This window comes from Phytobacter sp. RSE-02, from assembly GCF_040578655.1.
GTDB lineage: Bacteria > Pseudomonadota > Gammaproteobacteria > Enterobacterales > Enterobacteriaceae > Phytobacter > Phytobacter diazotrophicus.
This window is the reverse complement of record NZ_JBEULY010000001.1, coordinates 149,159-168,966: the sequence shown is the minus strand read 5'-3', so window position 1 is coordinate 168,966 and position 19,808 is coordinate 149,159. Positions and strand designations below refer to the sequence as shown.

Sequence of the window (19,808 nt, the reverse complement as noted above, 5' to 3'; positions counted from 1 at the left end):
TTTACGGTCAAAGAGAGATTATCGCGCGACCAGCCGCCGTAGCCAATATGCGGCGAAATCGCAGCAGGAAAATGGCATAATGTCACTCTGTCACGTATTGAAATGAAAAGTAAAACATTTCTTAGTAAGGACTGTCGTAACGGCAAACCCAATACGATATAACTCCAGGGACTACGGATAAAAAGAACAGGCTGTATGAGCACTTTCAAACCCTTAAAAATATTCACCTCGCGTCGTCAGGTTCTGAAAGCCGGCCTTGCCGCTTTAACGCTCTCAGGCATGTCGCGGGCCATCGCAAAAGACGATTCATCCCTTAAAACCAGCAATGGGCATAGCCAGCCGAAAGCAAAGAAAGCCGGTTCACGGCGTATCGTGATGCTGGATCCAGGCCACGGCGGCATTGATACCGGCGCAATAGGCGGCAACGGTTCGAAAGAGAAACATGTTGTGCTGGCGATTGCCAAAATTGTCCGCACCATTCTGCGTAACCGGGGTATTGACGCGCGCTTAACGCGCACCGGCGATACCTTTATCCCACTTTACGACCGCGTAGAGATTGCCCATCAGCACGGTGCCGATCTGTTTATGTCCATTCATGCTGACGGTTTTACCAATCCCAGCGCGGCAGGGGCATCGGTCTTTGCGTTGTCCAACCGTGGGGCCAGTAGCGCCATGGCGAAGTACCTCTCCGATCGCGAGAACGCCGCTGATGATCTCGCGGGTAAGAAAGCGAAAGATAAAGATCATTTGCTACAGCAGGTGCTGTTTGATCTCGTTCAAACCGATACCATCAAAAATAGCCTGACGCTCGGCTCACATATTCTGCGCCAGATTAAACCGGTGCACCGCCTGCACAGCCGGAACACGGAACAGGCGGCGTTCGTGGTGCTGAAATCGCCGTCCATCCCTTCGGTACTGGTGGAAACGTCGTTTATCACCAACCCGCAGGAAGAGAAGCTGCTTGGCACCACCGCATTTCGCCAAAAGATAGCCAACGCGATTGCTGACGGTATTATCAGTTACTTTAACTGGTTCGATAATCACAAGGCCCATTCGAAGAAACGCTGATGACCATACCGGATACCCACGATGTAAAATCCTTTCTGCTGTCACTGCAGGACGACATTTGCCAACAGCTTTCCGCGCTGGATGGCACCGCGTTCGTTGAAGATAACTGGCAGCGCGATGCCGGCGGCGGTGGCCGTAGCCGGGTCTTGCGTGATGGCGCGATTTTCGAGCAGGCGGGGGTTAACTTTTCTCATGTCACCGGTAGTGCAATGCCCGCATCGGCAACAGCGCATCGCCCTGAGCTGGCCGGGCGCAGTTTCGAAGCCATGGGGGTTTCACTGGTGGTACATCCGCGCAACCCGTATGTACCAACCAGCCATGCCAATGTGCGCTTTTTTATTGCTGAAAAACCCGGCGCCGACCCGGTCTGGTGGTTTGGCGGCGGCTTTGATATGACGCCATTCTACGGTTTTGAGGAAGATGCCATTCACTGGCACCAGACGGCGCATGACCTGTGCCAGCCGTTCGGGGAAGAGGTCTATCCGCGTTATAAAAAGTGGTGCGATGACTATTTCTATCTTAAGCACCGTAACGAGCAGCGCGGGATTGGCGGGCTGTTTTTCGACGATTTGAACACACCGGATTTTGACACCTGCTTCGCTTTTATGCAGGCCGTGGGCAAAGGTTATACCGATGCCTGGCTGCCGATTGTCGAGCGGCGCAAGGGGATGCCATGGGGCGAGCGTGAGCGTGAGTTTCAGCTCTATCGTCGCGGGCGTTATGTGGAGTTTAATCTGGTGTGGGATCGCGGCACACTGTTCGGCCTGCAAACCGGCGGGCGTACAGAGTCGATTTTAATGTCGATGCCGCCACTGGTGCGTTGGGAATACAACTACCAGCCAGAAGAAGGCAGCCCGGAAGCTGCCTTAAGTGCGTTTATAAAACCTCGGGACTGGATTACCGCGTAGCCCGGACAAAGCAGCCGCCGCATCCGGGACATCCCCGACAACCAGCTTACAGCGGCTGTGTCTGTGCCTCTACCACCGCCAGCGCTACCATGTTAACGATACGCCTTACGGAGGCAATAGGCGTCAGGACATGCACCGGTTTCGACACGCCCATGAGCACCGGCCCCACCGTCACCCCTTCGGAGCTTGACACCCGTAGTAAGTTGTAACTAATACGGGCTGCCTCAACGTTTGGCATAATCAGGATATTCGCCGAGCCTTTCAGCGGACTGTCCGGCATACGTTCATGGCGGATACTCTCCACCAGTGCGGCGTCCCCGTGCATCTCCCCGTCGATCATCAGCTCAGGTGCACGCTCGCGCACCAGTTCCAGCGTTTCACGCATTTTCAGCGCAGCCAGCGATTTCGAGGAACCAAACTGCGAATGGGATAACAGCGCCACTCTCGGCTCGATACCAAAACGGCGCACAGTTTCTGCCGCCAGCAAGGTAATCTCCGCCAGTTGTTCAGCGCTGGGGTTCTCATTCACATAGGTATCGGCGATAAAGGTGTTCCCGCTGGGCAGCAACAACGCGTTCATCGCCCCGGCCGCATGCACGCCTTCGCGGTAGCCGAAGATCTCCTGCACAACGCTAAAGTGTTCATGATAATCACCGATGGTGCCGCAGATCATTGCATCCGCTTCACCGCGGTGAACCATGATCGCGCCAATCACCGTGGTATCGCTAATCACCGCACGCTGCGCCTGTTCTTGAGAGATACCGCGCCGTTTCATGATGCTGTAATACTCACCCCAGTACTCTTTGAAGCGAGGATCCGATTCATTGTTGACGATCTCAAAGTCAACGTTGGGTCGAATTTGCAGCCCCAGTTTTTGGATACGCATTTCGATCACGCCCGGACGGCCCACCAGAATCGGCTTCGCCAGCCCCAGAGTGATCAGCTCCTGCGTCGCATGCAGCACGCGCGGCTCTTCCCCTTCGGTCAACACAACGCGTTTTGGCTCTTTACGTGCCTGCGAGAAGATAGGCTTCATAAACAGGTTTGTTTTGTAGACAAACTCGGTGAGCTTATCGACATAGGCGTCAAAATCAGCGATCGGACGGGTTGCGACGCCGGAATCCATCGCCGCTTTCGCCACCGCGGGGGCGATCTTCACAATCAAACGCGGATCGAACGGTTTCGGGATCAGATAATCCGGGCCAAAGCTCAGATCCTGATCGCCATAGGCGGAGGCCACCACCTCACTCTGCTCGGCATGCGCCAGCTCGGCAATCGCATGTACCGCCGCCAGCTTCATCTCTTCGTTAATCGCCGTCGCACCCACATCCAGCGCACCACGGAAGATAAACGGGAAACAGAGTACGTTGTTGACCTGGTTAGGGTAATCGGAACGGCCAGTACAGATGATCGCATCCGGACGAACCTCTTTCGCCAGCGGCGGCAGAATTTCCGGTTCCGGGTTTGCCAGCGCCAGAATCAGCGGCTGACGCGCCATTTTTTTGACCATCTCCGGCGTCAGCACTTTCGGACCGGAACAGCCGAGGAAAATATCCGCGCCGTCAACCACATCTGCCAGCGTGCGTTTACCGTCATCCTCCACGGCATAAGCCGCTTTGGTTTCCGCCATGTTGGCTTCACGGCCTTTGTAGATAACCCCTTTGGAGTCGCATACCACAATGTTGTGTTTCTGCATGCCCAGCGCCACCAGCAGGTTCATACAGGCGATTGCCGCCGCCCCTGCCCCGGAGACCACCATACGCACGTCAGACAGATTTTTCTCTACCACGCGCAGGCCGTTCAGAATGGCTGCGGTACTGATGATGGCCGTCCCGTGCTGGTCATCGTGAAAAACGGGAATGTTCATGCGTTCGCGCAGTTTTGCCTCAATATAGAAGCACTCTGGCGCTTTGATATCTTCCAGGTTGATGCCACCGAAGGTCGGCTCCAGCGCCGCCACCACATCGATCAGCTTGTCCGGATCATGCTCGTCGACTTCGATATCAAAAACATCAATGCCGGCGAATTTCTTAAACAGAACGCCCTTGCCTTCCATCACCGGCTTCCCGGCGAGGGCGCCAATGTTACCCAGCCCAAGCACGGCGGTACCGTTTGAGACGACGGCAACCAGGTTGCCACGCGCCGTATACTTGTAAGCTGCCAGCGGATCTTTCTCGATTTCAAGACACGGAGCCGCAACACCCGGCGAGTAAGCCAGCGCCAGATCGCGCTGTGTGGCCAGGGGCTTCGTTGGAGACACCTGAATTTTCCCAGGATGCGGGAACTCGTGGAAATCGAGGGCACTTTGTTTGAGTTGGTCGTCCATTTGCTGTTCCTTAACGCGTATCTTTCAGATAATTGAAGCGTGATAACCGTCCTGATGCGCCGCATAGTATGCCCCCAGCCACGCCCGCAAACTTTGAACACAACCAAACTCTGACCAACCCATAACAAAAATTGCTATCAATTCATAACACCAATGTTACAACCCGTTGAAAGCAAGACACTCCTCGTCTGCTATGCTTTTTTGTTATGCACAACACGATTCCGATAACAACACTCTCGAAATCATTCATATAACACCTTGCTTTTTAAGGAGTATTTTTCTATGAATTATTTAGACGGCATCAAACAGTTCACTACCGTGGTAGCCGATAGCGGCGATATTGAGTCCATTCGACATTATCAACCCGAAGATGCAACCACCAACCCCTCGCTACTACTGAAAGCAGCCGCGCTGGACCACTTTAAGCACTTGATTGAAGACGCAATTGTCTATGGCAAAAGCCACGGCAAAACCCAGGAGCAGCAGGTAGCAGAAGCCTGCGACAAGCTGGCGGTAAATTTCGGTCAAGAAATTCTGAAAAGTATCCCCGGACGTGTTTCAACCGAAGTGGATGCCCGCCTCTCCTACGATAAAGAAAAAAGCGTCGCTAAAGCCCGCAAGCTGGTGCAGCTCTATGAGGAGTCAGGCATCGATAAATCACGCATCCTGATCAAACTGGCTTCAACCTGGGAAGGGATCCGCGCGGCGGAAATCCTCGAAAAAGAGGGGATCAAATGCAACCTGACGCTGTTGTTTTCCTTTGCCCAGGCGCGTGCCTGTGCCGAAGCCGGGGTATTTTTAATCTCCCCATTTGTTGGACGTATCTACGACTGGTATCAGCAACGTAAACCCATGGACCCGTACGTGGTGGATGAAGATCCTGGCGTGAAATCCGTGCGGAATATCTACGATTATTTTAAACAGCATCGCTACGAGACCATCGTCATGGGCGCAAGCTTCCGTCGTACGGAACAGGTCCTGGCGCTGGCAGGCTGCGACAGACTGACTATTTCGCCCGACCTGCTCAAAGCCCTGCACGGCGAGGAAGGCGTTGTTGAACGCAAACTGGTTCCGCCGTCACAAACCTTCCCGCGCCCTGAACCTCTGACCGAAGCTCAGTTCCGCTGGGAACACAACCAGGACGCAATGGCGGTGGAGAAACTGTCGGACGGTATCCGCCAGTTCGCCGTTGACCAGCGCAAACTCGAAGATCTGATCGCCGCCAAATTTTAACCCTTAGCAAGGAGAGAGTTATGTCTCGTAAAGAGCTCGCCAATGCGATTCGCGCCCTGAGTATGGATGCGGTACAGAAAGCGAATTCCGGCCACCCTGGCGCCCCGATGGGGATGGCGGATATTGCCGAAGTCCTGTGGAACGACTTCTTAAAACATAATCCGACAGACCCGACCTGGTACGACCGTGACCGTTTTATTCTGTCTAACGGCCACGCCTCCATGCTGCTCTATAGCCTGCTGCACTTAAGCGGTTATGACCTGTCGCTGGATGAGTTAAAAAACTTCCGCCAGCTACATTCGAAAACCCCGGGTCACCCGGAGATTGGCTATACGCCAGGTGTCGAAACCACCACCGGTCCGCTTGGGCAGGGGTTGGCGAACGCTGTCGGGCTGGCAATTGCTGAACGGACGCTCGCCGCACAGTTCAACCGCCCTGATCATGAGATTGTCGACCACTACACCTATGTGTTTATGGGCGATGGCTGCCTGATGGAAGGGATCTCGCATGAAGTCAGTTCGCTGGCGGGCACACTAGGGCTCGGCAAACTGATCGGCTTTTACGATCACAACGGCATCTCAATTGATGGCGAAACCGAAGGCTGGTTTACCGACGATACGGCCAAACGTTTCGAAGCCTACCACTGGCATGTGGTACATGAAATCGACGGCCACGATCCCGAGGCGGTGAAAAAGGCCATTCTGGAAGCGCAAAGCGTTAAAGATAAACCGTCACTGATTATCTGTCGCACGGTCATTGGTTTCGGATCTCCCAATAAGGCCGGGAAAGAAGAGTCCCATGGCGCTGCACTTGGGGAAGAAGAAGTCGCCTTAACCCGTCAGAAACTGGGCTGGAAATACCCGACCTTTGAGATCCCAAAAGAAATCTATAAAGCATGGGATGCGCGTGAAAGCGGCGAGAAAGCGCAGCAGGCATGGAAGGAAAAATTCGCGGCCTATGAAAAGGCATACCCGGAACTGGCTGCGGAATTTAAACGTCGCCTGAGCGGTGGCCTGCCCGAAAACTGGGAACAAACCACCCAGGCGTATATTGAGAAACTGCAGGCGGAACCGGCAAAAATTGCTACCCGTAAAGCGTCACAAAATGCCCTGAATACGATTGGTCCGGTTCTGCCGGAACTGCTCGGTGGTTCCGCCGACCTTGCCCCCAGTAACCTGACGATCTGGTCGGGCTCCCACTCATTAAAAGAAGATCCAGCCGGGAATTACATCCACTACGGCGTGCGTGAATTCGGAATGACCGCCATCGCCAATGGCATCGCCCATCACGGCGGCTTTGTGCCGTACACCGCCACCTTCCTGATGTTTGTGGAGTATGCGCGCAACGCGGCACGTATGGCGGCGCTGATGAAAGCCCGACAAATCATGGTCTATACCCATGACTCTATCGGTCTGGGGGAGGATGGCCCAACTCACCAGGCGGTGGAACAACTGGCCAGCCTGCGCCTGACACCGAATTTCAGTACCTGGCGCCCCTGCGATCAGGTCGAAGCTGCGGTTGGCTGGAAACTGGCGGTGGAACGCCACACCGGCCCGACGGCCTTAATTCTGTCCCGACAAAACCTGGCGCAAATGGACAGGACACCCGAGCAGGTTAAAGCAATCGCCAAAGGCGGCTATATCCTCAAAGATGCCGATGGTAAGCCGGATATCATCCTGATCGCCACTGGCTCTGAGGTTGAAATCACGGTAAAAGCGGCGGAAAAACTGACTCAGGAGGGGCATAAAGTCCGCGTGGTATCGCTGCCTTCAACCGATATTTTTGATGCTCAGGATGAGCAATACCGAGAGTCGGTCCTGCCTTCGGATGTCAGCGCCCGCGTTGCCGTTGAAGCAGGTATTGCCGACTACTGGTACAAATATGTCGGGCTGAAAGGCGCGATTGTCGGTATGACTGGCTACGGCGAATCCGCGCCTGCGGATAAGCTCTTCCCGTACTTCGGCTTCACCGTCGAGAATATTGTCGAAAAGGCAAAGCGCCTGCTGTAAGCGCCCTGCCCGACTGTGCCGCCTGATACTCTCTCTCATGGCGCTCAGGGTACAAACACTAAAACGCCAACGTTTGTTGGCGTTTTGCTTTTTTAACGCGTGATCCACAGGGTGGGCCAGGCATCTGGTCCATGCCAGTTATCACATTCAGGCTCTTCGGCGTAACGCGTCAGGCGAAAGCGCTGACCATCAAAACGCCAGCGTGTCATTACGCCGCAATCGGCTAATCCACGACCTTTGGCAAGCGTCGTCAACTCGCGCGTTTTCTCATCAAACCTGGCGTTCATCAATTCCAGTTCGTTGGTGCCACGCGAAGGGGTAAATGGCAGGTGTAAACGTAGCGGGCGTGAAGAGAACGGTTTTTCCCGTGAGACCATCCAGGCTAAATCCACCGTGTTGTACGCGCCTGCTTCGCAGTCAATAATCAGCAGGGCTTTATCATCCGTTAACGCCGTGACCCGGACCTCCCGGCGCATGGGGTCAAGCGAGCACTGGCTGTTATTCATCCGCCAGTTGCCATAATCCAGTAAGTCATTGAGTTCTTGCTGCGTTAGCGGGGAGGGGCTGGAGTCAGTCAGCGCGACTTCTTTAAGGGCCGGGGCCGGCGGTACACTCAGCGGTGGATCGTCCCCTTTTTTGATCCACGCCGTTTCGCTACCGACGCGTTTTTGCTGGGCATCAATAAACAGTAATGCCGCTTTTAGGCCAACCAGGGAAATCGTCCCCTTCCCGTCTTGCAAAGTGATCGCCTGGGCTTCCTGAATAGTTTGCAAAAACTCCGTAATGGTCTGTGCGTTATCGGTCATTAAATGCCAGGGGGTAATTTGCCAGCGTTGGCCGACCAGCCCGAGCGGTTTGTCGTCCAGGCGCAGGCGTGGCGCAATGGGCGCCTCTTTTAAGGGGGGAAGTTCTTTGCCGCCCAGATCGATGCGCAAAGCGGCACTGGTCTGCGCCCCGGCGCTGCGCCCCAGGGTCATGACAAGGCCATGGTGCTCACCCGTATTTCGTGCCACGCAGAAATTTTGATTATTACAGGTTACTTGCCAGTCGGAAAAAGCCTGTTGCGCGGGTGCAGCCCACAGGAAGGTCATCGGGCACACACCCAGAATGAAAGCAAGCAAAACGCGGTAACGCATGAATAAAACAGCCCCGGAAGAGAATCGCAACACACAACCCGCGTATCTTCGTGTTCCCGCGCCTGCCGCTCAATCGGATTTGTCGGATAGCTTTATCTAAAATTTATTTTTTAATCCCAAGAAAATCAATCCATTAGACCTGACGATTGCAAATATTGCAGTAAAATCACCGCCTTGCCGTCTCGTATCTCGCCGCTTTTCATCATCTCAAGGGCCTGTGCAAAGGGGAGTTCCAGCACTTCAATGTCTTCATCTTCGACACCGCCGCCATTATTTGCCCGGATGCTATCGTCATAGCGGGCGATAAAGAAATGGACGATTTCGGTGACACCACCGGGGGACATATAAAGCTCGAATACCTTACGAACCTCACTCACCGCATATCCCGTCTCTTCAACGGCCTCTTTGCGAATGCACACTTCCGGTTCATCGTCGTCCAGCAGACCGGCGCAGGTTTCAATCAGGCGACCGTCTTCGTTACCGTTAACCCAGGTCGCGACGCGGAACTGGCGAATCAGGACCACGCTCTTTTTATCCGGGTTATACAGCAGAATAGTGGCGCCATTTCCCCTGTCATAAACCTCGCGTTTATGGCGAATCACGTCACCATTTTTGCGGGTCAAATCATAGGTAATATTACGAAGAATGAAATAGTTATCTGAAAGGACTTTATCTTTAATGACTTCTATGTTGAACGACATACCGACTCCACAACGTAATACGGTCACTCTCATATTACGCTGCGAAGTCTGTTTTGTCGCGACGGGTAATCAGTGACCTTTCGGCGCTGTAACGCCCAGCCAGTCCATCATCCCCTGTGCAGCATGACGACCTTCCGCCATGGCTGTCACCACCAAATCTGCACCGCGAACCGCATCGCCACCGGCGAAGATTTTCGGGTTGCTGGTCTGGTAACGGTATGCGCTGTTGACGTTCGCCGCGATACGGCCCCAGTCATCAACCTCCACGCCGTGCGTTTCCAGCCACGGCATGGAGTGCGGATTGAAACCAAAAGCCATGATGACGGCATCTGCTGGCATCACAAACTCGCTGCCCTCTATTGGTACCGGACGGCGACGCCCTTTCGCATCCGCTTCACCCAACTGTGTGCGTAGCAGGCGAACCCCCGTGACACTGCCCGATTCATCCAGCTCAAGGTTGACTGGCTGGACGTTAAACTCGAATTCAGCCCCCTCTTCCTTCGCGTTTTTTACCTCTTTTTTCGAGCCCGGCATATTGGCCTCATCGCGACGATAGGCACAGGTCACTTTGCTGGCCCCGTGACGCAGCGATGTCCGTACACAGTCCATCGCCGTATCACCGCCACCCAGCACCACCACATTCAACCCGGCGGTGTTGATAAAGGGTTCTTCCGGCGAATCCGGTAGCCCCATCAGTTGTTTGGTGTTAGCGATGAGGAACGGCAGCGCGTCATAGACGCCAGGCGCATCTTCATTCGGTAAATTCGCTTTCATCGACCGGTACGTACCGACGCCGACAAACACGGCATCGTACTCTTCAAGCAATGTGTCCAGGGTAATATCCCGGCCAATTTCACAATTCAGTTCGAAGCGAATGCCCATCGCGCTGAAAATTTCCCGACGGCGCGCAAGCAGTGATTTATCCAGTTTGAAGGCCGGAATACCGAAGGTCAGCAGGCCGCCGATTTCCGGGTGACGATCAAACACAGTGGTACTCACGCCGTTGCGCGCCAGCACGTCGGCGCATGCCAGACCGGCAGGCCCCGCGCCAATGATCGCAATGCGTTTATCTACCGCTGTCACATGCTTAAGGTCAGGCCGCCAGCCTTTTGCCAGCGCCTGGTCGGAAATGTAACGTTCAATATTGCCGATAGTGACCGAGCCGTAGTCGTCGCGAACGGTACACGCCCCCTCGCACAGACGATCCTGCGGACAGACGCGCCCGGTGATTTCCGGTAAGCAGTTCGTCTGGTGCGATAACTCAACGGCTGCGCTGATATCCCCGGCTTTTACACGTTCAATCCACTGGGGAATATGGTTGTGCAGCGGGCAGGTCCACTCACAGACGCTGTGCTCACCGCATTTCAGGCAACGCTCCGCTTCCCGCTGAGCCTGATCGGCGCGGAACGGCAGATAGATTTCAGCAAAGCCGGTTTTGCGGGCCGCCAGCGCCAGCTTATCGGGCTCTCCACGCGGCGACGTTTTGAGCATCTGTTTGACCTTACGATCGTTAAATGCCGGGACCAGCGCCGCCATACTGTGCCACGGTTGAGCTTCCTGGCTGGCCGCACGTAAACGGCGCGCCTTCGCCAGGTCTGCCAGATCATCACGGCTTACGACCTGAATAGCGTCTGCCGGGCAGTTTTGCGCACAGGCCGGGCCTTCAGCGCGATCGACACAGAGATCACATTTGTGTGCCGTGGCCTTTACCATGCCATTACCGACCGGCGTGACAAGGATCTGCATGGTGCCGAAGGGGCACGCCACCACACAGGACTTACAACCGATGCATTTATCCTGGTTAACTTGCACCGAATCATTTACACGACTAATTGCGCCGTTCGGACAACTGCGGGCACAAGGGGCGGCTTCACAATGGTGACATGTTACCGCGCTGCGCTGGCGTTTATTCTTTACGACAGTAATTCGGGGGTGAAAATGTTCGTGACTTAAAACGTGTTGTTCCTGGTTATGTGCCATTACGCAGGCCACTTCACAGGCGCGACACCCTATACATTGTTGGCTGTTAGCCATAATAAAACGATTCATGGCAATCTTCTTTTCTGGTTTAATAAACCTTATTTTTTATATGAACAATGTATTTACCTGGGCTATTCAGTGCAGGCAATGTACATTTGCCCAGAAGCGTTACTTAATTGTCACGCGCATGTTGCAGATCAATTTATCGTGGCATAAATAAAAATTAATCTCATTTGATGAGCCGTCCGGCGATGCCATTTCGTCCGCCACCCTTGGATAGCGGGAATTGCTGTTGTGACTGTAAAACGACCTGTTTCATCCAGCCTTGCCAGAGCCTTTTTTTATATCGTCTTGCTTTCGCTGCTCTCAACGGGCGCGGCGCTAATGACGCTTGCCAGCAGCTTGCGCGATGCGGAAGCCGTTAATATCGCCGGTTCTCTGCGTATGCAAAGCTATCGTCTGGGGTATGACCTGGAACGCGGTTCCGCGGAATTAAATGCACATCGCCAAATCTATCAGCAATCGCTGAACTCACCGGTTTTACGCACGTTAAACCGCTGGTATGTGCCTGAAATTGTTGGGCAGCGCTATGCGCAATTACAGGAAAGCTGGCAGGAGATGAATGCCCGATTAGGCACAGCCGACACGGTCTGGTATCAGCATAATATTCAGCAATATGTCGATAACATCGACCAGTTTGTTCTGGCGCTACAACACTATTCGGAACGGAAAATGTTGCTGGTGTTGGGTATCTCGCTCATCGGCGCGGTGGGGATTTTCCTGCTGGTCTTTTTTACGCTACGGCGCATTCGCCAGCAGGTCGTTAAACCCCTTGCGCAACTGATGGTGGCCAGCCAGGAGATTCAGCAAGGACATTTTACCTATCCGTCGCTCAATACCCATCTGGATAACGAATTGGGACTACTGGCGTCCACGTTTGACCGAATGTCTGGTGAATTGCACAAACTCTACCGCACACTCGAAGCCCAGGTCGCAGAGAAGACGTATGACCTGCAGGAAGCCCACCGTCGCCTCGAAGTGTTGTATCAATGTTCGCAGGCGCTCAACACCAGCCAGATCGACGTTATGTGTTTTCGTCACATTCTGCAGATAGTCTATGAGCACGAAGCGGCAAGCTATCTGGAGTTAACAATGGGCGATCACTGGTCCATTCATCACGGTGAGGCGCAGGAAGACTTTCCGGTTAACGTGTTACCCGTTAGCATGCAAGAGAGCGTTTTTGGCGAATTACGCTGGCAAAGCGTCAATGCCCAGGCCTCCACGCCATTACTGCAAAGCGTGGCCACGATTATGGGGCGCGGGTTCTATTTTAATCAGGCGCAAAAACAGCACCAGCAACTTATTCTGATGGAAGAACGCGCCACCATCGCCATGGAACTTCATGATTCGCTGGCCCAGGTGCTTTCTTATCTGCGTATCCAACTGGCATTGCTCAAACGAGCAGTGCCCGAGGACAACGCGCCCGCCCAGACCATCATCACCGATTTTTCCCGCGCCCTGAACGATGCCTGGCGTCAGTTGCGGGAATTACTGGCGACCTTCCGTCTGACGGTTTCCCAAAGCGATCTGCCCGCCGTTCTGAATGAAGCCATGGCGCTTCTCCAGAGCCAGACGACCGCGAAGCTCGAGCTGGATTGCCGCCTGCCAACGCTTATGCTGGATGCACAGCAGCAGGTAAACATCTTGCAGATAGTGCGCGAGGCGGTGATCAACGCAATTAAACATGCCGACGCCAGTACCATCACCGTCAGTTGCGTTACGGACCCGGACGATCAGTATTCGGTTTATATTCGCGATAACGGAAAAGGCATCGGCACGACCGATGAACCGCAGGGACATTACGGATTGAATATTATGCGCGAACGAGCAAGCCGTCTTGGCGGCACGCTGAACTTTGCGCGCCCGCCCGGCGGTGGGACATTAGTCGAACTGCGTTTCCCGGCGCCACGCACGCTTAAAAGCCAGCAAACGTAAGGAAAAGAAAAGAATTTCTGAAACGGGCGCAGCAAAACAGGGATAAAGGAGACTCAGCATAATTGTGCCTTGAAAAAGCATGATAATTTACATTATCTCCTTTTTTTCTCCACGTTTGCTTTATCTGTTCCCGCTACATTGAGCACACATTCATTGATTTCAGCAATGTCAAAATAACAATGCGCAGCAAAACAACGAGGTCTTGTTTCTGATGGCGAATTTTTTTATTGATCGCCCCATTTTTGCGTGGGTACTGGCGATCCTGATCTGTTTAACCGGAACCCTTGCCATTATTTCTCTGCCAGTGGAGCAATACCCTAATCTGGCTCCACCCAATGTCCGTATTACCGCCAACTACCCAGGCGCATCTGCACAGACGCTGGAAAATACCGTGACGCAGGTTATTGAGCAGAACATGACCGGCCTCGATAATCTGATGTACATGTCATCACAAAGCAGCAGTGCCGGGCAGGCCACAATTACACTCAGTTTCACCGCCGGTACGGACCCCGACGAGGCCGTGCAGCAGGTACAAAACCAGCTACAGTCTGCCCTGCGTAAACTCCCCCAGGCCGTTCAGAACCAGGGGGTAACGGTAAGAAAAACCGGTGACACCAACATCCTGACGCTGGCGTTTGTCTCTACCGACGGCTCGATGGATAAACAAGATATCGCCGACTATGTCGCCAGTAATATTCAGGATCCCATAAGCCGCGTGAATGGTGTTGGCGATATCGATGCCTACGGTTCACAGTATGCTATGCGTATCTGGCTCGACCCGGCGAAGCTTAACAGCTACCAGATGACCACTGACGATGTGACCAGCGCGATTAAATCCCAGAACGCCCAGGTCGCCGTTGGTCAGCTCGGCGGATCACCTTCGGTAGACCGTCAGGCGCTGAACGCCTCGATTAACTCACAATCGCTACTCCAGACACCGCAGCAGTTTCGTAATATCACCCTGCGGGTTAATCAGGATGGTTCGGAAGTGCGCCTTGGCGATGTCGCCGAGGTTGAACTGGGTGCCGAGAAATATGACTTCCTGAGCCGCTTTAACGGTCTTGCCGCCTCCGGGCTTGGGATTAAGCTGGCCTCCGGTGCGAATGAGATGGCGACCTCGGAATTAGTGCTAAAACGCCTGGATGAGCTGTCGCAATATTTTCCGCATGGTCTGGAATATCGGGTCGCCTACGAGACAACGTCTTTCGTTAAAGAATCCATTATCGATGTGGTGAAAACGCTGCTGGAAGCTATCGCGCTGGTCTTCCTCGTGATGTATCTCTTTTTGCAGAATTTCCGCGCGACGCTCATCCCGACGATTGCCGTGCCGGTGGTATTAATGGGGACCTTCGCCGTTCTCTACGCCTTTGGCTATAGCATCAACACCCTCACCATGTTTGCGATGGTCCTCGCCATCGGCCTTTTGGTGGACGACGCGATTGTCGTGGTGGAAAACGTCGAACGTATCATGAGCGAGGAAGGCCTTTCGCCCAGAGAAGCGACGCGAAAATCGATGGCACAAATCCAGGGGGCGCTGGTGGGTATCGCGATGGTGCTTTCGGCGGTATTTGTCCCGATGGCATTTTTTGGTGGTACCACCGGGGCGATTTATCGTCAGTTCTCCATCACTATCGTTTCCGCTATGGTGTTATCCGTGCTGGTGGCGATGATCCTCACACCAGCCCTGTGCGCCACGCTGCTTAAACCTCTGCATAAAGGCGAGCACCACGGGGAAAAAGGTTTCTTCGGCGCGTTTAACCGCATGTTTAACCGCAACGCCGACCGTTACGAAAATGGCGTGGCGAAAATTCTGCACCGCAGCCTGCGCTGGATCCTGCTCTACGTTTTGTTACTGGGCGGTATGGTGTTTTTATTCCTGCGCCTGCCAACGTCTTTTTTACCGCTTGAAGATCGCGGGATGTTTCTGGCGTCGGTACAACTGCCAAGCGGCGCGACGCAGCAGCAGACGCTGAAAGTGGTGCAAAAGGTTGAAGATTACTTCTTCAAAAACGAGAAAAACAATGTCGCGTCCGTCTTCGCCACCGTTGGTTCCGGCCCCGGCGGGAATGGCCAGAACGTCGCACGTATGTTTGTACGTCTGAAAGACTGGGGCGAACGCGATCCGAAAACCGGCAGTTCCTTTGCCATCATTGAGCGTGCCACCAAAGCGTTTCGCCATATCAATGAAGCCCGCGTTATTGCCAGCAGTCCGCCGGCAATCAGTGGCCTGGGCAGCTCCGCCGGTTTCGATATGGAACTGCAGGATCACGCGGGGGCCGGGCACGACGCACTGATGGCGGCGCGCGACAAACTGATTCAAATGACCGACAGCAATAAGATGCTGACGCGCGTGCGTCACAACGGCCTCGATGACAGCCCGCAATTACAGGTCGATATCGATCAGCGTAAAGCTCAGGCGCTGGGGGTCTCAATTGATGATATCAACGACACGCTGCAAACTGCCTGGGGTTCGAGTTATGTGAATGACTTTATGGATCGCGGCCGCGTGAAGAAAGTCTACGTTCAGTCAGCGGCAAAATACCGTATGCTGCCGAGCGACATTAATCTTTGGTATGTGCGTAACAGCAGCGGCGGCATGGTGCCCTTCTCCGCCTTTGCCACCTCGCACTGGGAAACCGGCTCCCCGCGTCTGGAACGTTATAACGGCTATGCGGCAGTAGAGATTGTCGGTGAAGCGGCACCGGGCATCAGTACCGGTACCGCCATGGATACCATGGAAAAACTGGTTAGCCAGATTCCCGGCGGTTTCGGTCTGGAGTGGACAGCCATGTCCTATCAGGAGCGCTTATCAGGCTCACAGGCACCGGCGCTTTATGCGATTTCTCTGCTGGTGGTGTTCCTCTGCCTGGCCGCGCTATATGAAAGCTGGTCAGTGCCGTTCTCGGTGATGCTGGTCGTACCGCTCGGGGTGATTGGCGCGCTGCTCGCCACCTGGATGCGCGGGCTGGAAAATGACGTCTACTTTCAGGTAGGTCTGCTGACGGTTATCGGGCTATCGGCGAAGAACGCCATCCTGATTGTCGAGTTCGCCAACGAAATGAACCAGAAGGGTCAGGATCTGCTGTCGGCCACATTGCACGCCTGCCGTCAGCGTCTGCGCCCGATTCTGATGACCTCTCTTGCCTTTGTCTTTGGCGTTTTGCCGATGGCAACCAGTACCGGCGCAGGCTCCGGAAGCCAACATGCGGTGGGTACCGGGGTAATGGGCGGGATGATTTCAGCAACCGTGCTGGCAATCTTTTTTGTTCCTCTGTTCTTTGTGCTGGTCAGACGGCGCTTCCCGCTGAAAGAACGTCAGGAATAATGAGCAAACAAAAAGGCGGCCTGTTAAGGTCGCCTTTTATTGCGTGATTAATTTCACACTTTTATCGTTTTAAGCAATCACTGCTTTTATGATTCTTCTGGAATTATTTACGAAGCATGCCTTCGATAAAGTCTTTCCAGTTCCCCAGTTCATGTTCAATCATAACTACCTCTCTTATTATTGTGCTTATTCTACGAGAATCCGACATCGCTGTGAAGATATTTCAACCAATTGCTTTGATTGGTCTCTCATAGTATTTGCATTGACGAAATAACTATGCTCCAGAATTTGGCTATTTAATGTGAGCGATAGCAATATTCGGAAACATTTAATGCAAACCCTGATGTACCCCGGCCTGTAGCGTCATCAAGGTGTAGTCAGAACGTATCTTTGAAGTAGCTAATAAGATGATTTTTTGCCATCAGGTGAAATTTTTGTTTATTTAACAAGCTGGCCTGGCTCGTAAATGACATCATTTTCACATTATTAATTATCACCCTTAGTATTTCTTTAAACTAGTACATATTGCTGATGGCAAACCCTGGCAGGTAAATTTAATAACAGGAAGTATGATTACCCTGCGAATGAAATGATATTATATGTTTATTCGCCCATTATTATTCTAATTTTTTGGGCAATTAACCAAAGATAAGACAAAAGGATTCACCATGCTTACTCTGTTTGGCATCAAAAACTGCGACACCATCAAAAAAGCCCGCCGCTGGCTGGAAGCCCATCAGGTTGATTATCGTTTTCACGATTACCGCGTAGACGGTCTTGATGCCGATCTGTTGCAGCAATTTATTGCAGAACTGGGGTGGGAAGCGCTGCTCAATACCCGGGGCACCACCTGGCGCAAACTGGATGAATCGCTGCGCGCAACCATCACAAACGCGGATTCCGCAGCCGCGCTGATGTTAGAAATGCCGGCAATTATCAAACGCCCATTGCTCTGCGCGCCCGGTAAGCCTATGCTGCTGGGTTTCAATGAATCCAGTTATGAGACGTTTATCAACGAGGTGTAGTTTATGTCGTGCCCGGTTATTGAGCTGACGCAACAGCTTATTCGTCGCCCTTCTCTGAGCCCCGATGATGCAGGGTGTCAGGCGTTAATGATCGAACGTCTTCGCGCCATCGGTTTTACCATTGAGCCGATGAATTTTGGCGACACACAGAATTTCTGGGCATGGCGTGGACAGGGTGAAACATTGGCCTTCGCCGGACACACTGACGTTGTGCCTTCCGGGGATGCTGACCGCTGGATCAACCCGCCGTTTGAACCCACTATCCGCGATGGCATGCTGTTTGGTCGCGGCGCGGCCGACATGAAAGGCTCGCTGGCGGCCATGGTTGTCGCCGCTGAACGTTTTGTAGCGACTCACCCCAGGCACAAAGGCCGTCTGGCGTTTCTGATCACCTCTGACGAAGAGGCCAGCGCCGCCAACGGTACAGTGAAAGTCGTTGAAGCCTTAATGGCGCGCAACGAACGCCTGGACTACTGCCTGGTGGGTGAACCCTCAAGTACCGAAGTGGTGGGCGATGTGGTCAAAAATGGTCGTCGCGGTTCGCTGACCTGCAATTTAACCATTCACGGCGTGCAGGGGCATGTTGCTTATCCGCATCTGGCCGATAACCCGGTACACCGCGCGGCGCCCATGCTCAATGAGCTGGTGGCGATCGAATGGGATCAGGGTAATGAATATTTCCCACCGACCAGCATGCAGGTGGCGAACATTCAGGCAGGCACTGGCAGTAACAACGTGATCCCAGGCGATCTCTATCTACAGTTCAATTTCCGCTTTAGCACCGAACTTACCGATGGGATGATCAAAGAACGCGTTGCCGCACTGCTGGAGAAACATCAGTTGCGCTACACCATTGACTGGTGGCTCTCTGGTCAGCCGTTCCTGACCGGTCGGGGTAAGCTGGTTGATGCGGTGGTTAATGCCGTTGAGCACTATAATGAGATTAAACCGCAGTTGTTAACCACTGGCGGCACATCAGATGGTCGCTTTATTGCGCGTATGGGCGCGCAGGTCGTGGAACTGGGGCCGGTTAACGCCACCATTCATAAAATCAATGAATGTGTGAATGCGGCGGATTTGCAGCTACTCGCCCGCATGTATCAACGCATTATGGAACAACTCATCGCCTGACGGGGAGGAACGCATGGAATGGTTCGCGAAATACTGGTGGATTCTGGTGCTGGTTTTTTTACTCGGCGTACTGCTGAATGTGATCAAAGACCTTAAACGCGTCGATCACAAAAAATTTCTGGCTAACAAACCGGACCTGCCACCGCATCGTGATTTTAACGATAAGTGGGATGATGAGGACGACTGGCCGAAGAAAGACCAGAAGAAGTAATCCCGCCCGATCTGCCCGGCTGCGTCATGAGCCGGGCACGTTTTTGTTAGATCAATTCAATAATGTCATCGTCGTCCGGTTTACCGCCACTCAGCGCTTCATCGAAATAGTGCTTCGGTACGGTATAACGCAGGTGATCGAGGGCGAACTGCAAACTGCGATCATCAATCGCATGCCCCAAATCCTCCACAATATCGAGCGTTACATCGCCACCTGCACGCAGCAACGCTTCCTGTGCCGCAACCGCATGGGCCAAATCAATGACGCGATCTTCACCGCCGTGAATCAGGTGAATGGTTGATGCCGTCGAGGCCGTCTGCGGCAGACTGGCGTAACGTCCATTAAAGGCTATCACGCGGGATGCCAAATCGGGCTGCGCTTTCACGCCCTCCAGCGCCATGATGGAGCCTTGCGAAAAACCAATCAGGGCGGTGGCCTGTGCGTTTACGCCGCTTTGCTGCTGCCAGTAGCGAACCGTTTCAATAAATACCGGCATAATGGCATCAATGCGTGCCTGGCGGTTTTCTTCGGTAACACCCTGCACGGAGAACCACTGACGCCCCGTTGGACCGCAGGGTTCCACGCCCCCGATGCTGACAATCATCGCCTCAGGAAACAGCGGTGCGAAGTAGCTACCGATCTGCCCCATGTTCGCCGGGTTATCGCCAACGCCATGAAAGAAAAGCAGTAACTGTTTCGCGGCGCCTGCCGGTTGTTGAACAACAAAATGGTCATGTTTCATGGCGGTCTCCTTAATTCG

The 19,808-nt window shown here is 53.6% G+C and carries 15 protein-coding genes; 9 read left to right on the top strand and 6 right to left on the bottom strand.

The genetic code is table 11. The features are described 5' to 3' along the window. Nucleotides 1-195 precede the first annotated feature (195 nt). Nucleotides 196-1,068 carry an N-acetylmuramoyl-L-alanine amidase AmiA gene (amiA, locus tag ABU190_RS00725; protein WP_039079725.1) on the top strand — a complete coding sequence of 291 codons (873 nt, stop codon included), beginning with the start codon at nt 196-198 and terminating at the stop codon, nt 1,066-1,068. After that, complete coding sequence (gene hemF / locus ABU190_RS00720) at nt 1,068-1,976, top strand: oxygen-dependent coproporphyrinogen oxidase (RefSeq protein ID WP_354690103.1); 909 nt, start codon at nt 1,068-1,070, stop codon at nt 1,974-1,976. The genes amiA and hemF overlap by 1 nt, the downstream gene beginning before the upstream one ends. Before the next feature lie 46 nt (nt 1,977-2,022). Here hemF and maeB read toward each other — a convergent pair whose 3' ends face one another. Further along, nucleotides 2,023-4,302, bottom strand: coding sequence for an NADP-dependent oxaloacetate-decarboxylating malate dehydrogenase (gene maeB, locus ABU190_RS00715; RefSeq protein ID WP_354690102.1), 2,280 nt, complete (start codon nt 4,300-4,302; stop codon nt 2,023-2,025). Between the two features lie 282 nt (nt 4,303-4,584). On the opposite strand from maeB, the gene tal reads away from it, so the two are divergent. Both tal and tkt read left to right on the top strand, forming a co-directional pair. Beyond that, the gene (gene tal, locus ABU190_RS00710) at nt 4,585-5,535 is read left to right on the top strand and encodes a transaldolase (RefSeq protein WP_193794058.1); all 951 of its coding nucleotides are present in this window, start codon (nt 4,585-4,587) and stop codon (nt 5,533-5,535) included. 20 nt (nt 5,536-5,555) lie between these two features. After that, nucleotides 5,556-7,544, top strand: coding sequence for a transketolase (gene tkt / locus ABU190_RS00705; protein ID WP_354690101.1), 1,989 nt, complete (start codon nt 5,556-5,558; stop codon nt 7,542-7,544). Between the two features lie 92 nt (nt 7,545-7,636). On the opposite strand, the gene ABU190_RS00700 is transcribed toward tkt, so the two are convergent. The 3 genes from ABU190_RS00700 to aegA all read right to left on the bottom strand — a co-directional run bounded on the left by ABU190_RS00700 (nt 7,637) and on the right by aegA (nt 11,430). Beyond that, on the bottom strand, nt 7,637-8,680 hold the full coding sequence (locus ABU190_RS00700) for a DUF1176 domain-containing protein (RefSeq protein ID WP_354690100.1): 1,044 nt from the start codon (nt 8,678-8,680) through the stop codon (nt 7,637-7,639). Between the two features lie 125 nt (nt 8,681-8,805). Further along, a complete protein-coding gene (gene nudK / locus ABU190_RS00695; RefSeq protein WP_039079719.1) occupies nt 8,806-9,381 on the bottom strand; it encodes a GDP-mannose pyrophosphatase NudK in 576 nt (191 codons plus the stop codon). A gap of 69 nt (nt 9,382-9,450) precedes the next feature. Next, the gene (gene aegA / locus ABU190_RS00690) at nt 9,451-11,430 is read right to left on the bottom strand and encodes a formate-dependent uric acid utilization protein AegA (RefSeq protein ID WP_354690099.1); all 1,980 of its coding nucleotides are present in this window, start codon (nt 11,428-11,430) and stop codon (nt 9,451-9,453) included. 225 nt (nt 11,431-11,655) lie between these two features. On the opposite strand from aegA, the gene narQ reads away from it, so the two are divergent. Both narQ and acrD read left to right on the top strand, forming a co-directional pair. Beyond that, nucleotides 11,656-13,356, top strand: a complete 1,701-nt coding sequence (gene narQ / locus ABU190_RS00685; RefSeq protein WP_354690098.1) for a nitrate/nitrite two-component system sensor histidine kinase NarQ — start codon at nt 11,656-11,658, stop codon at nt 13,354-13,356. Nucleotides 13,357-13,567: 211 nt separating this feature from the next. Then, complete coding sequence (gene acrD, locus ABU190_RS00680; RefSeq protein WP_354690097.1) at nt 13,568-16,681, top strand: multidrug efflux RND transporter permease AcrD; 3,114 nt, start codon at nt 13,568-13,570, stop codon at nt 16,679-16,681. A gap of 103 nt (nt 16,682-16,784) precedes the next feature. Here the strand turns inward: acrD and ypfM are convergent, their stop codons facing one another. Beyond that, nucleotides 16,785-16,844: a protein YpfM gene (ypfM, locus tag ABU190_RS00675; RefSeq protein ID WP_100181659.1), complete on the bottom strand. Its 60-nt coding sequence runs from the start codon at nt 16,842-16,844 to the stop codon at nt 16,785-16,787. Between the two features lie 505 nt (nt 16,845-17,349). On the opposite strand from ypfM, the gene ABU190_RS00670 reads away from it, so the two are divergent. Genes ABU190_RS00670 through ABU190_RS00660 form a run of 3 tightly spaced genes read left to right on the top strand, consistent with a single transcriptional unit; the run spans nt 17,350 to nt 19,048 of the window. After that, nucleotides 17,350-17,706: an ArsC family reductase gene (locus ABU190_RS00670; RefSeq protein WP_039079715.1), complete on the top strand. Its 357-nt coding sequence runs from the start codon at nt 17,350-17,352 to the stop codon at nt 17,704-17,706. A gap of 3 nt (nt 17,707-17,709) precedes the next feature. Then, on the top strand, nt 17,710-18,837 hold the full coding sequence (gene dapE / locus ABU190_RS00665) for a succinyl-diaminopimelate desuccinylase (protein WP_039079714.1): 1,128 nt from the start codon (nt 17,710-17,712) through the stop codon (nt 18,835-18,837). Between the two features lie 13 nt (nt 18,838-18,850). Beyond that, nucleotides 18,851-19,048, top strand: a complete 198-nt coding sequence (locus ABU190_RS00660) for a YpfN family protein (RefSeq protein WP_039079713.1) — start codon at nt 18,851-18,853, stop codon at nt 19,046-19,048. Nucleotides 19,049-19,094: 46 nt separating this feature from the next. On the opposite strand, the gene ypfH is transcribed toward ABU190_RS00660, so the two are convergent. Then, nucleotides 19,095-19,790, bottom strand: a complete 696-nt coding sequence (gene ypfH, locus ABU190_RS00655) for an esterase (RefSeq protein ID WP_107223197.1) — start codon at nt 19,788-19,790, stop codon at nt 19,095-19,097. Nucleotides 19,791-19,808: the final 18 nt, after the last annotated feature.